Genomic DNA, 16781 nt, shown 5'->3' with positions numbered 1-16781 from the left:
GAGCATAACCTTGCCAAGGTTAGGGTCGGGCGTTCGAATCGCCTCGCCCGCTCCAGTCGGACCAAAAAAGCCGCCCTTCGGGGCGGCTTTTTGCTTGCGGCGATCAGAATGCCTTGAACGTCAGGGTCGTCATCGTGCGTTCGATCCCCGCGATGCCGGCCACGCTTTCATTGACGAAATGACCCACATCGGATGTGGCGGGCACATAGGCCTTCATCAGCAGGTCGTATTCGCCGCTGGTGGAATAAAGTTCGGAATGGATTTCGCGCAGCGCGATCTGTTCGGCGACCGCATAGGTCGTACCGGGCTTGCAGCGGATCTGGACAAAGACGCAGGTGGTCATCGGGTTTCCTCATGTGGTGCGGGGCAAACCTGCACCACGCGGCGCGCCCGCGCAATCCGTCCCCTTGGCACTCACCCCCTGCCCCGCCTATACGGTGTGCAAACGACAGGAGGCCGCAATGCGCAGCGCCACGATCACACGCAAGACCAACGAAACCGACATCACGGTGATGATCGAACTTGACGGGACGGGCACCTATGACAACCGCACCGGGGTCGGGTTCTTTGACCACATGCTGGACCAGCTGGCGCGGCATGCGCTGATCGATCTGCACGTCAAGGCGACGGGTGATCTGCACATCGACGACCACCACACGGTCGAGGACGTCGGCATCGCCATCGGCCAGGCCCTGACGCAAGCCATGGGCGACAAGAAAGGCATACGCCGCTATGGCGACTGCCATCTGGCGATGGATGACGCGCAGGTACGCTGTGCGCTGGATCTGTCCGGGCGCCCCTATCTGATCTGCAACCTCGATCTGCCCTTTGGCAAGATCGGCACATTCGACACGGAGTTGGTACGCGAATTCTTTCAGGCGCTGTCGACCCATGGCGGCATCACGCTGCACATCGACCGCCTACACGGGTTCAACGCCCACCATATCGTCGAGGCCGCGTTCAAATCGGTCGCCCGCGCCTTGCGCGACGCGCTGGATACCGACCCGCGCAAGGCTGATGCCATTCCGTCGACCAAGGGCAGCCTGTGACCACCGTTCTGATTGATTACGACAGCGGCAATCTGCATTCCGCGCAAAAGGCGTTCGAGCGCATGGCCCGCGAGACGGGTGCAGGTGACGTAATCGTCAGCGGCGACGCAGAGGTCGTGGCCCGCGCAGACCGGATCGTGCTGCCCGGCGACGGTGCATTCCCGCATTGCCGTGACCAGTTGTTCAGCCGGACCGCCCTTGCCGAGGCGATCGTCGATGCAGTGGAAAACCGCGCCGTGCCATTTCTGGGTATCTGCGTGGGGATGCAGCTGCTGGCGACGACCGGGCACGAATACGAGGCAACGCCGGGTTTTGGATGGATTGCGGGCGATGTGACACGTATCCGGCCCGCCGATCCTACGCTGAAGATCCCGCATATGGGCTGGAACGATCTGGTCATGGATAGCGCGCATCCGGTGCTTGACGGGCTTGCCACGGGCGAGCACGCCTATTTCGTGCATTCCTACGCCATGAGCGTGCATGACCCCGCGCATCTGCTCGCGCATGTTGACTATGGTGGTGACGTGACGGCCGTTGTCGGACGTGACAACATCATCGGGGCCCAATTCCACCCCGAAAAAAGCCAGGCCGCCGGTTTGCGGATGATCGCGAATTTCCTGCGCTGGATGCCATGACGGACGTGCAATCGATCCTCGACCGGATCGGTGAGGCCATGCAGGCGACCAAGGATCGCGGCACGGTTGCCCAGTACATTCCGCCGCTGGCCCGCGTCGATCCCGCGCAATTCGGGATGGCCGTGGCATTTGCCGACGGGCGTCTGTTCAGCACTGGCGACGCAGAGACACGATTTTCGATCCAGAGCATCTCCAAGGTGTTCACCCTGTCGCTGGCGCTGGGGCGCCTGGGAGATGCGTTCTGGTCCAAAGTCGGACGCGAACCCTCCGGTCAGGCGTTCAACTCGATCCTGCAACTGGAACACGAGGCAGGCCGCCCGCGCAATCCGTTCATCAACGCAGGTGCAATCGCCACCACCGATGCCGCGATGGCGCATCATGCGCCGCGGGATTTCCTGGCCGAACTGGTGCAATTCGTGCGCGCGGCGGCGGGTGATGAGGATATCCACATCGATGCCGCGGTGGCACAATCCGAACAGGCGACAGGCGATCTGAACCGATCGCTGGCCTATTTCATGGCCTCGCATCAGCGGTTGCAGAACCCGGTCGAGCAGGTTCTGGGCGCCTATTTCCACCAATGCGCCCTGTCGATGACATGCGTGCAACTGGCCCGCGCGGGCCTGATGCTGACGGGCGCGCCCGGTGCGCCACGCCTGATGTCGCCCGCACGTCGAACACGGATCAACGCACTGATGATGTTGTGCGGACACTACGATGCATCGGGCGATTTCGCGTTCCGTGTCGGATTGCCCGGCAAGTCTGGCGTGGGGGGCGGTATTCTGATCGTGGCCCCCGGCAAGGCCAGCATTGCGGTCTGGTCACCGGGACTGAACGCGCAAGGCAATTCCAAACTGGGCACCGAAGCCGCCGAGATGTTCGCACAGGCAACAGGCTGGTCGGTCTTTTCCTGACGGGTAGACGGCGGTGGGCGAGCTGTCCCGCCGCACAGCCCGCTTGCGCCGCTTTTTGCCGACGCTGATCGTCACGCTTGCCTGCACAGGGTCCGGGCGGCTAACTGCCGACAGGTCACATGGAAAACACACCGCATGCAGATGACAAGAACCGCCTTGATGGCAATCGCTTTGGGCTTGGTAAGCGCCTGCGCAGGTCAAACTGACAGATCTCAAGAGACGCTGAATTTTGCCACGACAGAGGTTGCAGACGCCTTGCCGCTGCATCCCAATGAGACGCCGGAACTGCGCGCGCTGATCAATACCTACGCCGATGCCTACGACATTCCGCCGACATTGCTGCACCGCGTCATCCTGCGCGAAAGCACACATCGCCCCGGCGCGCGCAACGGCCCTTACTACGGCCTCATGCAAATCCTGCCTCAAACCGCCGGCACGATGGGGTTTACAGGTCAACCGAGTGATCTGCTGGATGCTGAAACCAACCTGAAATACGCGGGTAAATATCTGCGCGGGGCGTGGCTGCTATCGAACGGGTCCGAGGCAGAGGCCGTCAAATGGTATTCCCGCGGCTATTACTACGAGGCCAAACGCCAGGGCATGCTGGTCGAAACAGGGTTGCGCAAGGGTTGATGCCGCGCGGGGGCGCTGCCCCCCGGCTACGCCGTCCTTCGGGATATTTGGAAAACAGCGATGGCTATTGCCGGGCTGCCTTTTCAGCAAGTCCGGATGTGCCCTGCCGGTTGCCCAGTTCCGTCAGAACCTCGTCCAGTGTCACATCGCTGGCAGCAAGCATGACCAACAGATGATACAGGACATCGGCGGCCTCTGACGTGAGGGCCTGCTTGTCACCGCGCGCGGCCTCGATGATCGCCTCGATCGCTTCTTCGCCGAATTTCTCGGCGCATTTGGCAGGTCCCTTGGCCAGCAGTTTTGCAGTCCAACTGGTGTCGGGATCGGCACCCTTGCGGGATTGGATCGTGGCAAACAGATCGTTCAGGGTCATTGCAGCCTCATGGGGATACCGGCGGCAGACATGTGATCCTTGGCCTGCTGGATCGTATAGGTGCCAAAGTGAAAGATCGACGCGGCCAGCACCGCGCTGGCACCACCTTCGGTCACACCTTCGACCAGATGATCCAATGTGCCTGCCCCGCCGCTGGCAATCACGGGGATATCGACGGCATCGGAGACGGCCCGCGTCAAGGGCAGATTATAGCCCGTCTGCACGCCGTCATTATCCATCGCGGTCAACAGGATTTCACCGGCACCCTTTTCCGCGACGGTACGGGCAAATTCCACGGCATCGATGCCGGTCGCCCGACGTCCGCCGTGGGTAAAGATTTCCCAACGCCCCGGTGCCACGGTCTTTGCATCTATGGCAACCACGATGCACTGGCTGCCGAACCGCAATGCGGCCTCCGTCACCACGTCGGGATTGGCTACGGCGGCAGAGTTGAAGCTGACCTTGTCCGCGCCCGCCAGCAGCAGATTGCGCACGTCGTGGTGTGTCCGCACGCCGCCACCGATCGTCAGCGGCATGAAACAGGCCTCAGCCGTGCGGGTCGCGAGATCAAACATGGTGCCGCGATTTTCCTCGGTCGCCATGATGTCGAGGAAACACAGCTCGTCAGCACCCGCAGCGTTATAGGCAATCGCCGCATCAACGGGATCGCCTGCATCGCGCAGACCGACGAAATTCACGCCTTTGACGACGCGGCCCTTGGCGACGTCCAGACAGGGTATGATACGGGTTTTCAGCATGGTTTCGCTGATACCGCGCGGCAAGACCGCTGGAAAGGGGAACATTGCCCCCAAATCCGTGGTTGGGCCGCGAACATCCATGATGGAGACACCCATGATCCGCGCAACCCTGCTTTCCCTGACCCTGGCCACCCCTGCGCTGGCCGATACGATCACCCGCGATACGGACCGCACTGTCGCTGACGCCATGAACGCGCTGGAGGCCGCCGTGACAGATGCAGGGGCCACGATCTTTGCCCGCATTGATCACGCAGCCGGTGCCGCATCCGTCGATATGGAATTGCCGCCCATGGAATTGCTGATCTTTGGCAACCCGCAGCTGGGCACGCAGGCCATGATGGACGACCCGGAGGCAGGCTTGGCACTGCCCCTCAAGGTGCTTGTCTATGAGAAAGATGGCCAGACGCGCATTACCTATCAGGAGGTCGAAGAGATGTTCGACGATTCGGAAATCGACGAAAATGCCGAATATCTGACCCAGATCGCAGCGGCACTCGACACGCTGACCCGCAAGGCCGCCGAATAGGTGTGTCAGTGACCACGCTGTGCCCATCACAGGGACTGCGGAGGATGCGCCCAAAACCGGCCATCAGCACCGCAAGACCAGGCCGAACTGTCCGCCTGTTCGGTTGAGAACGTGACACCGCTCAAGGCAGCGGCAGATCGGACCGCTGTGATCTGGTCTGCCGTGGTCGCAGGTAAATCGCTACCGGATTACCGACCGGCCCCTAGTGCGGCCAATGCGGCACCCAGATCAATCGCGCCGTCATAGAGCGCACGACCCGAAATCGCGCCCGCGATGACGCCAGTGTCGCGCAGGGCCGTCAGGTCCGCCAGCGAGGACACGCCGCCAGAGGCAATGACCGGGATCGACACGGCGCGCGCCAGAGCGGCAGTGGCGTCGATATTCGGACCTTTCATCGCGCCGTCACGCAGGATGTCGGTGTAGATGATCGCGGCAATGCCGGCATCCTCGAATGATTTCGCCAGATCCGTGACCATGACATCGGTTTCCTCGGCCCAGCCACGGGTTGCCACGCGGCCGTTGCGCGCGTCCAGACCCACGGCGACCTGTCCGGGAAAGGCACGTGCCGCCTCGCGCACAAGATCGGGGTTTTCAACCGCGACCGTGCCCAGAATCACACGGGTCAGCCCACGGTCCAGCCAACGTTCGATCGTGGCCATGTCCCGGATACCGCCCCCCAGCTGGGTCGGCACCTGACAGGCCTTCAGGATCGCCTCGACCGGGGCGGCATTCACCGGTTCCCCCGCAAAGGCGCCATTCAGATCGACCAGATGCAGCCATGCGCAGCCTGCATCGACAAAACTGCGCGCTTGCGCTGCTGGATCGTCGTTGAACACGGTCGCCTGATCCATTTCGCCGTGAACGAGGCGCACGGCATTGCCGTCCTTGAGATCGATGGCAGGGTACAGGATCATGGCAAGTCTCCGGCTGGTTTGGCGCGGTTCTGGCGCGGGCGGCAGGAAATTGCAACCGACCCAACGTCAGACTTGATTGCGGGGGCCGCCCGACCACAGAGTTCGCAATGACTTGAGGGGAGGAGACCCAAATGAAACGCATTCTGACAGCGATTGCAGCTGGCCTGATCGCAACGGCGGCAACGGCACAAGACGCCGCCGTGGGCGTCTGGCAAACCGAAGTGGACGATGGGGCCTTCGCCCATATCCAGATGGAACCCTGCGGCGCGGCCGTCTGCGGCACAATCGTGCGGACCTATCAGGCCGACGGCACCCCGTTCCAATCCGAAAACATTGGTCGCCAGATCGTCATCGGCATGGCCCCGAACGGTGACGGCACCTACAACGGTCAGGTTTATCGCCCATCCAACGGCAAGACCTATGTTGGCAAGATGCAGGTCAACGGCAATGCGTTGCGGCTTCAGGGATGTGTGGCAGGTGGTCTGATCTGCGCCAGCCAGAACTGGGTCCGCGCGCAGTAAAAACGCCTGATCGCATCGTATGGGGCGTGGCCGCAGGGCCGCGCCCCATTTCTCATGTCAGCCGTGACGAGATACGGCCCGTGTTGAAACCGCCCATGCGCAGCTCGCCGTAAAGGCGCTGGTATTCGATCTTGGGGCAGCGATTCTGCACGACAGTGACGCCGCGCGCACGCGCAACAGCCGCTGCCGCGTCATGCTGGACGCCCAGCTGCAACCAGATCACGGACAGCGCGGGCCAGCGGGCCAATGCGTCGTCAACAAGGGCGGGCACGGCATCCGACCGGCGAAAGATATCGACCATGTCCACGTCATCCGGAATATCCGCAAGACTGGCATGGACAGTTTCACCAAATACCTGCTGCCCCGCCAGACCGGGATTGACCGGAATGATCCGGTAGCCGCGCAGCTGAAGATAGCGGGCCACGAAATAACTGGGCCTGACCGGGTTGGCCGATAGCCCGACAATCGCAATTGTCTTCACCCGGTCAAAGATGGCGCGGATCTCGATGTCGGACGGATTATCCAAGGATCTGCGGCCAGTTTGCATCAGCGGCCACAATCTCGGCAGCGCGATTTTCGTCCCAGCGGCTGCGCACGCGCAGGGATGCGTTCAGATACAGACGACCGTCAACAATCGAAAACGCCTCGGGCACCGTGTCGGCCAGATAGCCGCGTGCCAAGGCATAGGCGCAATAGCCACCATAGGCCGGAGCATGTGCCTTGGGGTTGCGTTCAAAGGCATCGCGGTTTTCGGCATTCACGAAATGCCACGTCGCACCCATCCACATCAGCGCGTAATCGGCACTGCCGGCGACAGGCGCGTTCTGACGGTGGTATTCCAGCGGATCGATCCCGTTGATCGCGATGCCGCCGGTAGCGAATGTCGGGGCCGACTGCGCCAGCGCAGGGCGGGACATCAGCGGCAGGACCGCGCAAGACAACAGGAAATGACGACGATCAATCATGGTGGCTCCTCTCAGGGGTCACCTGAATGTGCCGCAGGTCGGTCCACATCGCCAGCCCCCTCGCACAGAGGTGACGCATTGTTTCAGTCGAATATATCTTCGACCACGTCCCACAATTCGGACACCAGCTTGGACGTCAGGCTCTTGCGGCGCTTGGGCCGTTTGGTTGTCTTGGTCGGTTTGCTCAGGTGTTCGACGCGCAGTGTCCGGGCCGGATGCGCCGGGGCAGCTCTGCGCCGTGACACACCCCCGGCGTTGGCCGGCATCATTTTCAGATCATGCAGCGGTGCGCCACATTGCGCACAGGCCAGTTCGTGACGGTCGTTCCCACGCAGCACCAAGGCGGCACGCGTGCCACAATAGCAGCAGGTCGCGACCTTCATTCCCGTCATCCGCGCACCGCGTAGAGTGCCACAGCCGCCGCATTGGATACGTTCAGCGATCCGAAATCACCAGCTGCGTCCAGTTTCACGAGACGGTTGCAGGTTTCGCGGCTTTTTTCGCGCAGGCCGGGACCCTCGGCCCCCATGACCAATGCGATGGGACGATCACGCAGACCCTCGACCGCGTCCTCGATCCCCGTCTCGGCTTCGCCGTCGAGACCCAGCACCAGATAACCCATGTCCTGCAACTGGGTCATGGCATCGGCCAGATTACGCACCCGCACATAGGGCTGACGTTCCAGCGCACCGGACGCTGTTTTCGCCAAGGCACCGGTTTCAGGGGCGGAATGACGCTGCACGGCAATCACGGCGCGCGCGCCGAACACCTCGGCCGACCGCAAGATCGCGCCGACGTTATGCGGGTCCGTCACACGGTCCAGCAACACGATTCGCGCAGGTTCCGGTCCCGCGCCCAGCGCGATATCCTGAAGCGATCCCCAATCCAGAGGTTTCACTTCCAGTGCGGCCCCCTGATGCACGGAACCCGCATCGATCGGGGCTGCAAATTTGCGCGGATCACAGATTTCGGGCTCGATTCCGGCAATCGTCACGGCGTCCTGCAATTTCGCCAGTGCATTTTGCGTCACCACCAGCCGCAGCCGTTCGCGGCGCGGGTTCAGCAGGGCATCGCGCACCGCGTGCAAACCGAACAGCCACACGGTTTCCGCAGCCGCCGCGCGTTTGCCCTGTTCCTTTGCAATGACCCACTTGGGTTTTTTCATGGCCGATGCCCCCGATTTTCCATCCCACCTACTTGGCTGTTAACGCCGCGCGGAACAAGCCCACCTGCCGCGCCGTTTTTCGTGTTGACGCCCCAAATCACTGCGGCTATTCCCGCCGCCAGTGGGCGACAGGCCGCAAGGTGTGGCAGGGGACTGTAACTCCCTCGCGGAGACGCACGCCTGGTTCGATTCCAGGGTCGCCCACCACTTAACCCACCATATTTTGTCGTGATTGCGCGGAAATTTTGGGCCGCTTGCGGTCCATGCAAGGTTGGGTGACATGCATCGCGTCATGCCACGCTTGTTCTGCGAGTCCCGTGTTCGGCTTTACAACCCCAGACACAGATCACGAACGTGTCGGCGACAGGATGCCGCGATCCTGCCATCACTCACCGCGAATTCCCGAAACAATCCGGCAATCATCGCTTGTCCGTTTCTCCCCTGGTAACAGACGAACAAAATTGCTTTGATATGGGGCCAGTTCTGCCCCTTTTTCATGCGACCTCTCAAGCAGTCCGCCCCCCCCCCGGGAAAACCGCAACCGCGTCAGAGAGTGTCATGATCAGACTAGCCAATCATCCTGATTACCGGATCACCTATCATCCCGCCCCGGCACCGACCGAAAAGCTGATGATCACCTTTGGTGGGCAGCCATCTGACATTTCCGATACCGGTTTCGGGAGCGATTTCGCCATGAAACACGGTTGGGATCACGTGTTCGTCGCACAGCGCAGGCACAGCCAGTTTCAGGGGCTTCATGCGGCGGTGTTCAAGGCGGCCGTGGCACCGCTGTGCACCGCCGGACGCGATGTCATCTGCTACGGGGCCAGTCTGGGTGGCTATGCGGCTTTGTACTATGGCGGGCAGATCGACGCGCGGATCATCGCCGCCGCACCGATGTTGCCCGCATGGAAGGGTCTTGGCCTGCCCGCCTATGCGGATGTGCCGGTCCACCACAAACACCTCAAGCACAGCAGACGATCAAAGCACGCCCCCGTCGTGATCTATGATCCCGTGCAAAGACGGGATGTTCAGTTTCTGAACCAGACCGTGCGCCCAACCTACCGCGACATCCGCGAAGTCGCCCTGCCATTCACGGGCCACACGGTGCTGGTCGCACTGTCGAACATGCGACTTTTGAAAAAACTGATCACCAGCCTCGTCGTCGATAACAAGATCCCGCAGTTGGAATTAAAACGCAGTGGTGATCCATCGTTCCATCGCGAACGGGCCAAGGCGTTGTCATTTACGCATCCCGATTTTGCACGTCAGGAATACGAACGCGCCCTTGCCGCGCGGCCAGCAAAATCAACGATTAACAATCTGTTCAGCCTTTTGGTCCGGATGGGTGACAAGGCAGCGCTGCAGGAAATTCTCGACAGCTGCGCAAATGACCCGAACCCGCAGATGACGATCCTGCCCCAGATGTTGGTCCGCGCCGAGAAACTGGGACTGCATGTCGATCACGACCTGGCGCTGGCAAGTTGAAACGCCACTGACACCCGCAGGCCCGGCGCGTTGTCGTCCAGCGTGACGGGCGCATCGTGCAGCTCTGCGATCACGGAAACGAGGCTGAGACCCAGACCGCTGCCCGGTGTCGTGCGGCTGCGGTCCAGGCGATACAATCTGCGCAACACCTTGTCCCGTTCCGTTGCGGGAATACCCGGCCCGTTGTCGCTGACCTCCAGCATGACGCGCGCGCCATCTACACGCAGGCCGAGCGTTATCTGACTGCCGCGCGGCGTATGGCGCAGCGCGTTTTCAATCAGGTTGGCCAAAATCTGACCGATCAGATCACGGTCCCCCACGACTGGCGCCGCATCACAGGCCACCTGCGTATTCAGACTGCGGTCCGTCTGCTGCGCCGCAGGTTCGTAGAGTTCGGCAAATGTCTCGACCAGCGGGACCAGATCCAGCGTGCCGAAACGCGCCTTGGGGCTGCCCCCCTCGATCTGCGCAATCTGTAGAAGTGCCTGAAAAACCGACACCACACTGGCGACATCCGCCTGCGCCTGATCCACGAGGGTCTGTGCCTCCGGATTGAGGTCCGTGCGACCCAGCTCGTCCAGCCGCACCGATATCCGCTGGATCGGCGTCTTGAGGTCGTGCGCCACGTCAGAAGACACCTGGCGCAATGCCTCGCGTGCGGTTTCCTGCGCTGCGGCCATGCGGTCGATACCATCGCCGATCCGCCGCAGGTCATCGGACCACCGTTCCGTCGGGCGCACCCGCGCGGACAGATCGCCCGATGTCAGTGCACCCAGCGTCCGCCGCACGGCCGACACCTGGCGGGCGGACCGACGCGCCATGACCAGCCCTGCCCCCAGCGCGATCACCAGCGTCGGCAACAAGGACAGCAGTCCGATGGTCCGGTAAACCGACCAAAGCTGGTCGATTTCAGCGCGACTGCGCGCAACCGTCAACAGACCGCGATATTCGCGCGTGGTCAGCGCCAGATATTCGCCCTGAATCGGGGTTTCCGGATTTTCGAGCGTGGTCAGGACATAGCCTTCTTCGTCGCGGGCCAGACGTCCATTGCCGTAGTGACGCCCGTCGGCGGTCACATAGGACAGTACGACACGGTTCGGGTCGGTGGCGCGCGCCTCGGCCGCGACAAGTGCCGCCAGCGCCGTAGAGGATGGTGCCGCACGAAACCCGGCCAGATCCTGCCGCAACTGCTGACGCATCTGCATGTCCAGCGCCCGGCTGGTTGCGGTATAGCTGGCCGCCAGCGACACGACGCTGACCACCGCAAACAGCGCGACAAGCCCGAGGGCTAGCCGCACCGGGCTTGCGTTGATCAGACGCGGGCGTCTGGTCATGCCTCGATCCGGTAGCCCGAGCCGCGCACCGTCTTGATCAGTTCCGTGTCAAAGGGTTTGTCCACCTTGGCCCGCAGGCGGCTGATATGGGTTTCGACCACGTTGGTCTGCGGGTCGAAACTGATCCCCCAGACGGATTCCAGCAGCATGGTGCGGGTCTGGACCCGCCCCTTGCGCCGCAGCAGATGTTCCAAAATGGCAAACTCGCGCGGCAACAATTCGATTTTCTGACCTGCCCGCCTGACCTCGCGCGAGACCAGGTCCATCGTCAGATCACCCGCCGTCAGCAGAGTCTCTTGTGCCAGCGTGCGCGGCCTGCGAGCCAGCGCGTTGATGCGCGCTGACAATTCGCCAAAGGCAAAGGGTTTGACCAGATAATCGTCAGCGCCCGCGTTCAGGCCCGCGATACGGTCATCGACACTGCCCATCGCGGTCAGAAACAGAACCGGCGTGCGATTGCCTGCACCGCGCAGGGTTTGCACCAGCGTCAGCCCGTCGATTTCGGGCAGCATCCAGTCCACGATCAATACGTCATGATCGGCACCCGTCGCCTGCACCAGCCCGGCCCGCCCATCGGCCACATGGTCGACGGTGTGGCCCTCTTCACGCAGACCGCGCGCGATATATTGACCCGTGGTCGGGTCGTCCTCGACGACCAGGATTTTCATGGCGGACCCTGTCTGCATGCATTCACCTCGCAACATGGGTATCCTGACACGAATTCCAAGCAAAAGGGCCCCGGTCATGCCAGCAAGGGCGCGATACCGGGACCCTTTTCACCCCCGCACACAGTGCATCCGGCCGGGGGTCCGAGGCGCGACCTGGGGCAGCAGGCCGCGCCATGGTTGCAATCAGATGTTCCGGTCGGCCAGATTGCCGACGGTCACATCGATTGTCTGTTCGCTACCGCGCCGCAAAACGACGGCCTGCACCTGCGTGTCAGGTGCGATATCCGCCACCGCGCGGGTCAGATCACCGACGTCGCCAATCTCGCTGTCGGCAAACCGGATGATGATGTCGCCTTCCAGCAGGCCAGCCGATGCGGCGGGGCTGTCCTCAGAGACGACCTCGACCACTGCGCCGATCGGGTCATCGTAGCCCAGCACATTGGCGATCTCATCGCTCATCGGGCTGATCTGAACCCCCAGCCAGCCGCGTGCGATGGTGCCGTCATCGGCCAGATCGGCCACGACACGCTGTGCCAGATCCGACGGCACCGCAAAGCCGATCCCGACGCTGCCACCACCGGGGCTGAAGATCATCGTGTTGACGCCGATCACCTCGCCGTCTGCGTTGAACAAGGGCCCGCCGGAATTGCCACGGTTGATCGCCGCATCGGTCTGGATGAAATCATCGTAGGGGCCAGACCGGATGTCGCGCGACACAGCCGACACGATACCCGATGTGACGGTGCCACCCAGACCAAAGGGGTTGCCGATGGCCAGCGCCTCGTCACCGGGGCGCACCTCGGCGCTGACACCCCATGAAACGGTCGTCAGATCCTCTGCCTCGATATCCAGCACGGCGAGGTCGGTCAGCGGGTCGGTGCCCAGCACCGTCGCCTCGTATTCCGTCCCATCGGCCAGTTTCACCGTCACGGTGTCGGCATCTTCGACGACGTGATTGTTGGTCACGATCATCCCGTCCTCGGACAGGATGAACCCGGACCCCAGCCCCTGAACGGGACGTCCCTGATCCGGGAACATGGGTCCGAAACGGCGTTCCAGTTCCTCGCGCGGGAAACCGGGTGGCAGGCTGTCTTCGATCGATGGGCCACGGGCACTGCCCGACACCTCGATAAAGACGACGGCGGGGTTCAGACGTTCGACCAGATCGCCATAACCGCCGGGGGGCACGGCAAAGGCGGCAGCCGGCATCAGGGCAAGAGCCGTCGTTCCGGCCAGCGTTGCGGCGACTGTGCGTGTCATCAGGGTTTTCATGGTGCTCCATCCTCAGTTGGTTGCTGAGACTGGAGATGCCACCGCAGGGTGTCAGGCGCCTGTCGCCATCTATACAAATTTGTCAGGTTTGCGGGGTGCCGATCCTGTCGATCATCGACACAAGCTCTTGTGCCGCCGTCAACGCCCGGCCCGTGGCCTGTGCCATCTGCGGCAACACCATCCATTCCAGCGCCCAGGCTGCCCCGGACCGTTCCTGTTCATGCACCATGGCCTGTTGCATCAGCCCGGCCTGGCCCGCGTTGAACCGCGCAAGTGTCACCAACAGCTCGGCCAGCACGGGGTTCTGCTTGTGCGGCATCGCGGATGATGCACCGCCACTGCGCAGCGCCAGTTCATCCAGCCCCTGCTGGGCCATCAGTGCTGCATCCTGCCCCAGCTTGCCCAATGTGCCTGACATCAGCGCCAGCGTGGCCGCGTAGCTGACGATGCCGCTGCGGTCACTGTGGATCGTCTGCTGCGCCGTCAAACCCAATGCCTGTGCCACTGCGGCAGCGACACCGTTGAAATCCGTCACCCCGACCGGTCCCGCCAACGACAGCACCTCGGTCTGCGCCCGTGCAAGGTCCAGTCGCGCACGATGGTCAATCAGCGGCATCCGCCAGTTCCGGATCCGGTCGGCGACTGTGATCGGCAAGGCAGCCTGCATCCGCGTCCGCCCCATCAGGGCCGTCTGGCCCTGCGTGTCCGACAACTGCGCCAGCGCATCGATCAGCTGTGCCAGCCGTCCGTCCAGCACATCCGTGGTGGCCTGCACGGTCAGCGCAAGGGCCGTATCCATCACGTCCTGCGATGTTGCGCCCGCGTGTATCGCGGGTGCGGCATCCCCTGCCCCGGATTTGAGCAGGCGCACCAGCGCTGGCACCGGCACACCGTCGCTGGCCATACCGTCACGCAACTGGGACGGGTCAATGCGGACGCCTGCGATATGGGCCGCCGCGGTGTTTGCCAAGGCGGGATCGAACCGACCGGCGGCCCCCATCGCACGGCTGAACGCCCCCTCGAAGGCCAGCATATGCGCAAGCTGCGCATCAGCGCCCCACAAGGCCGCAATTTCTGTGTCGCCGAACAAGCCCGACAGAAAACCGTGATCGAAAGCGTCCATCTCTCGCCCCTCAGGCAGCGCCGGGGATCGCCACGCGGCGGCCGCCCTCGACAAAATCATGCATCGACATCGGCCAGACCGTACCGGGCCAGCGGACTTCCATCTGGCGCAACCGGGGGCGATAGACGGCTGTATAAAGCGTGCCGAACCCTTTGGAAAAGGCGGTCGAGTACAGCGGTGGTTTCAGAAAGGCGTCGATGAAGGTTTCCTCCGGTTCGCGGTGCAGGGTCAGGCGTTGCAGCAGGAACCTCTCGCGTTCGACCGTCGCCGTGAAACGCGCGTGGCTGACCCATTCCACGCTTTCCTGATGGTTGGTCGCAACGGCATTATGCGTGATCAGCGTCTTGCGGCCCGGCCCCATCATCGCGGTCAGGAACTGACGGTTTTCGTCCAGCACGGTGACGTTATAGCTCATGTGCGTGGGGATACGCGCCAGCACCGCACCGGCCTGCTCAGTCGTCGTGCAGGTTTGCAGGACATAACGCAGGATCAGCGGCACGCCGAACCCCTTGCCCACCACGTTGCGCCCGCCAAAGGTCAGTGAGATCGCAAGGCCAGCGTCATTCACGCCGTCCACCAGCCCCCACAACCCGTCAGACACCCCCATGACGGTGCGCCCGCCCCAGTTGGTGCGCAGGATCAGGCTGTCAAACGACCGGCTGTCATAGTCATAGTTGCGCACCATGACGGGTTCCGGTCCCTGCCAGATCGCCTGACTGCATCCCGACAGATAGGCAGGCGGGTTCCAGAACGACAAGAACCGCGCCGGTTTGTCACCGCCGCCCGCCAGTTCGCACAGTTGATCATACAGGTCGACCAGTTCGGGCATGTGTTTGACCAATGCCCTGCGGCATTCGGCATAGGTGGCACGCGCATGTTCACCCTCGCGCATCCACCATTCGCGATAGGCTGGCCAGTATTCGGCGAACAGCCCGGCCCATTTGGGACCGGGCTGTTCCTCTGACAAAGCACGCCACAGCATGATTACATGATCTTGAAGACAGGATCAGCCAACGCAGGACCGGCGGCTGCGACAGGCAATGGCTTGCCAGTCACTTCTTTCTTGATGCCATGAATCCATTTTTTCGCGCGTTCATTCAGCATGAAGTTTTTCGTCATCGACCGGCCGCGCGTCACCAGGATGCCAATATCGGCACCTTCGTAGCGGTAGTCGCCCGGCTGCAGGATACGCAAAAAGAAACATTCGTTTTCGGATTCAACCGCGCGACGGTGATAGTCGAAACGGTCAAAGATCACGCGCCCGTCCTCGGTCATCCGGTAGATTCCGGTTTCCGGCACGGTTTCGCAGATATCGACGCTGTCTTCGGTATGCTTGATGACCATCTGGCTCCAGCCGTCGATCATGTCCGGGTCGGACCAGCGCGCGTTCAACTCATCCACGTCCAGATTGAACTTCTTGCGGCTGAATTCCAGCAGGTGGAACAGGAACAGCGGTGCATCGGCATGGGCAAATGCAGCATGATTGGTCATCGACGACGCACCCGTGATACGCGGGTTCAGCTCGCCCAACCACAGATCGCCGGTTTTCTTGTCGATCAGGAAATCCAGCTCGAAATAACCGCGATAGCCTTCCTTGCGGAGCTGCTCACCGAATTTGAACGTCAGATCCCGCGCCTTGGCACGAACCTTGGGCGGGAACGCCGTTGCCAGAATTTCATTGCCGCACCATCCGCCGCGATAGGGGGTCAGATCCTTGAAACCCACCAATTCGGTCATCAAGGGACCGACGATCGTTCCCTGCGACGTCGCACAGGCCTCGATCGCGGAGCCCCGGCAGTCGATCCGTTTCATGATCTTGATTTCGCCCTCGCCCACGATCTCATGCTCGTGGCGGCGGAAATCCTCTTCGGTCTTGATGAAAAACGTCGTGTGGCCGCTGTCGCCAAAGGCGGATTGCAGCACCAGATCATGGCCCAGCCCCGCCTTTTCGCAGGTGGCGCGCAGGTCCTCGTAGGATTTGACCTCGGCCAGCGTGTTCGGCACCGACGGAACACCCGCCTTGTTGCCGATGCGGACGGTTTCGATCTTGTTGTCCATCGACTGACGCAGCTTGGCCTTGGGGAACCAGACCTCGCCGCCCAGTTCCTTGACCAGACGTTCGGTTTCCGCGTCGAACATCAGAAACACGAACTTGGGTTTGCCGCCGCGCCGTTTGACGAAATCAATGACTTCTTTGTGTTGCAGCAGGTAGTTGTTGATGTCCTCGATGGACTGGAATTCGGCGTGCGGCTGCTCGGATGGGCAGAACACGTTCGGATGCTTGCCCTCGTAGCAGTCGATGTAGGTGATATATTTGAAATTCTTGACCCATTCGTCCAGGCCCAACAAATTGAAGTTGGTCGCCGAGACAAAGTAGACAGGTTCTTCGTTCCGGTGAAAGAACCGCCGGATATCCGAGATATTCTGAAGTACGGCTTTGGGCATC

At 62.0% G+C, this 16781-nt stretch carries 21 protein-coding genes and 1 tRNA gene; 8 read left to right on the top strand and 14 right to left on the bottom strand.

The annotated features are described in order from the left end of the window. Positions 1-103: 103 nt before the first annotated feature. On the bottom strand, positions 104-343 hold the full coding sequence (locus tag LGQ03_RS11230; RefSeq protein ID WP_056031036.1) for an Lrp/AsnC family transcriptional regulator: 240 nt from the start codon (positions 341-343) through the stop codon (positions 104-106). Positions 344-461: 118 nt separating this feature from the next. Here LGQ03_RS11230 and hisB point away from each other — a divergent pair, with 118 nt between their 5' ends. From hisB to LGQ03_RS11210, 4 genes are all read left to right on the top strand, one after another. After that, positions 462-1049 carry an imidazoleglycerol-phosphate dehydratase HisB gene (gene hisB, locus LGQ03_RS11225; RefSeq protein ID WP_056032075.1) on the top strand — a complete coding sequence of 196 codons (588 nt, stop codon included), beginning with the start codon at positions 462-464 and terminating at the stop codon, positions 1047-1049. After that, entirely contained in the window at positions 1046-1684 is a 639-nt protein-coding gene (gene hisH / locus LGQ03_RS11220) for an imidazole glycerol phosphate synthase subunit HisH (RefSeq protein WP_226748460.1), read from the top strand. Before hisB ends, hisH begins: the two co-directional genes overlap by 4 nt. Continuing rightward, a complete protein-coding gene (locus LGQ03_RS11215; protein ID WP_226748459.1) occupies positions 1681-2595 on the top strand; it encodes a glutaminase in 915 nt (304 codons plus the stop codon). The genes hisH and LGQ03_RS11215 overlap by 4 nt, the downstream gene beginning before the upstream one ends. 159 nt (positions 2596-2754) lie before the next feature. Beyond that, on the top strand, positions 2755-3228 hold the full coding sequence (locus tag LGQ03_RS11210; RefSeq protein WP_226748458.1) for a lytic transglycosylase domain-containing protein: 474 nt from the start codon (positions 2755-2757) through the stop codon (positions 3226-3228). Positions 3229-3292: 64 nt separating this feature from the next. Here the strand turns inward: LGQ03_RS11210 and LGQ03_RS11205 are convergent, their stop codons facing one another. Both LGQ03_RS11205 and hisF read right to left on the bottom strand, forming a co-directional pair. Then, positions 3293-3601 (bottom strand): phosphoribosyl-ATP diphosphatase, encoded by a 309-nt coding sequence (locus LGQ03_RS11205; RefSeq protein WP_090158882.1) that lies wholly within the window; start codon positions 3599-3601, stop codon positions 3293-3295. Next, positions 3598-4359 carry an imidazole glycerol phosphate synthase subunit HisF gene (gene hisF / locus LGQ03_RS11200; protein WP_226748478.1) on the bottom strand — a complete coding sequence of 254 codons (762 nt, stop codon included), beginning with the start codon at positions 4357-4359 and terminating at the stop codon, positions 3598-3600. Before hisF ends, LGQ03_RS11205 begins: the two co-directional genes overlap by 4 nt. Positions 4360-4453: 94 nt before the next feature. Between hisF and LGQ03_RS11195 the strand changes: the two genes are divergently transcribed. Next, positions 4454-4885, top strand: a complete 432-nt coding sequence (locus LGQ03_RS11195) for a DUF302 domain-containing protein (RefSeq protein WP_226748457.1) — start codon at positions 4454-4456, stop codon at positions 4883-4885. A 188-nt stretch (positions 4886-5073) separates the two neighbouring features. Here the strand turns inward: LGQ03_RS11195 and hisA are convergent, their stop codons facing one another. Further along, positions 5074-5799, bottom strand: coding sequence for a 1-(5-phosphoribosyl)-5-[(5-phosphoribosylamino)methylideneamino]imidazole-4-carboxamide isomerase (hisA, locus tag LGQ03_RS11190; protein ID WP_226748456.1), 726 nt, complete (start codon positions 5797-5799; stop codon positions 5074-5076). A gap of 131 nt (positions 5800-5930) precedes the next feature. On the opposite strand from hisA, the gene LGQ03_RS11185 reads away from it, so the two are divergent. Further along, on the top strand, positions 5931-6320 hold the full coding sequence (locus LGQ03_RS11185; protein WP_226748455.1) for a DUF2147 domain-containing protein: 390 nt from the start codon (positions 5931-5933) through the stop codon (positions 6318-6320). 52 nt (positions 6321-6372) lie between these two features. Here the strand turns inward: LGQ03_RS11185 and LGQ03_RS11180 are convergent, their stop codons facing one another. The 4 genes from LGQ03_RS11180 to rlmB all read right to left on the bottom strand — a co-directional run bounded on the left by LGQ03_RS11180 (position 6373) and on the right by rlmB (position 8450). Then, positions 6373-6846 (bottom strand): CoA-binding protein, encoded by a 474-nt coding sequence (locus LGQ03_RS11180; protein ID WP_404807649.1) that lies wholly within the window; start codon positions 6844-6846, stop codon positions 6373-6375. Further along, entirely contained in the window at positions 6839-7285 is a 447-nt protein-coding gene (locus LGQ03_RS11175; RefSeq protein WP_226748453.1) for a YHS domain-containing (seleno)protein, read from the bottom strand. The genes LGQ03_RS11180 and LGQ03_RS11175 overlap by 8 nt, the downstream gene beginning before the upstream one ends. 83 nt (positions 7286-7368) lie before the next feature. Then, complete coding sequence (locus LGQ03_RS11170; protein ID WP_056031004.1) at positions 7369-7677, bottom strand: hypothetical protein; 309 nt, start codon at positions 7675-7677, stop codon at positions 7369-7371. Beyond that, a complete protein-coding gene (rlmB, locus tag LGQ03_RS11165; RefSeq protein WP_226748452.1) occupies positions 7674-8450 on the bottom strand; it encodes a 23S rRNA (guanosine(2251)-2'-O)-methyltransferase RlmB in 777 nt (258 codons plus the stop codon). The genes LGQ03_RS11170 and rlmB overlap by 4 nt, the downstream gene beginning before the upstream one ends. A gap of 123 nt (positions 8451-8573) precedes the next feature. On the opposite strand from rlmB, the gene LGQ03_RS11160 reads away from it, so the two are divergent. Then, a tRNA-Tyr gene (locus LGQ03_RS11160) sits at positions 8574-8657 on the top strand. Positions 8658-9008: 351 nt separating this feature from the next. Next, entirely contained in the window at positions 9009-9938 is a 930-nt protein-coding gene (locus LGQ03_RS11155; protein WP_226748451.1) for a hypothetical protein, read from the top strand. On the opposite strand, the gene LGQ03_RS11150 is transcribed toward LGQ03_RS11155, so the two are convergent. The 6 genes from LGQ03_RS11150 to LGQ03_RS11125 form a co-directional block, all read right to left on the bottom strand. Beyond that, positions 9914-11272: a sensor histidine kinase gene (locus LGQ03_RS11150; RefSeq protein WP_226748450.1), complete on the bottom strand. Its 1359-nt coding sequence runs from the start codon at positions 11270-11272 to the stop codon at positions 9914-9916. The two genes, LGQ03_RS11155 and LGQ03_RS11150, sit on opposite strands and share 25 nt — an antisense overlap. Beyond that, the gene (locus LGQ03_RS11145) at positions 11269-11940 is read right to left on the bottom strand and encodes a winged helix-turn-helix domain-containing protein (RefSeq protein WP_226748449.1); all 672 of its coding nucleotides are present in this window, start codon (positions 11938-11940) and stop codon (positions 11269-11271) included. The genes LGQ03_RS11150 and LGQ03_RS11145 overlap by 4 nt, the downstream gene beginning before the upstream one ends. Before the next feature lie 183 nt (positions 11941-12123). After that, on the bottom strand, positions 12124-13200 hold the full coding sequence (locus LGQ03_RS11140; protein ID WP_226748448.1) for a S1C family serine protease: 1077 nt from the start codon (positions 13198-13200) through the stop codon (positions 12124-12126). A gap of 94 nt (positions 13201-13294) precedes the next feature. Next, on the bottom strand, positions 13295-14335 hold the full coding sequence (locus tag LGQ03_RS11135) for a 3-carboxy-cis,cis-muconate cycloisomerase (RefSeq protein ID WP_226748447.1): 1041 nt from the start codon (positions 14333-14335) through the stop codon (positions 13295-13297). A gap of 10 nt (positions 14336-14345) precedes the next feature. Beyond that, complete coding sequence (locus LGQ03_RS11130; RefSeq protein ID WP_090158894.1) at positions 14346-15317, bottom strand: C45 family autoproteolytic acyltransferase/hydolase; 972 nt, start codon at positions 15315-15317, stop codon at positions 14346-14348. A gap of 2 nt (positions 15318-15319) precedes the next feature. After that, the gene (locus LGQ03_RS11125; RefSeq protein WP_090158895.1) at positions 15320-16780 is read right to left on the bottom strand and encodes a biotin carboxylase; all 1461 of its coding nucleotides are present in this window, start codon (positions 16778-16780) and stop codon (positions 15320-15322) included. Between the last annotated feature and the right edge of the window lies 1 nt (position 16781).

Source organism: Loktanella gaetbuli, assembly GCF_020531945.1.
GTDB lineage: Bacteria > Pseudomonadota > Alphaproteobacteria > Rhodobacterales > Rhodobacteraceae > Loktanella > Loktanella gaetbuli.
The sequence above is the reverse complement of the archived record's forward strand: the minus strand, read 5'-3'. Positions and strand labels throughout refer to the sequence as shown.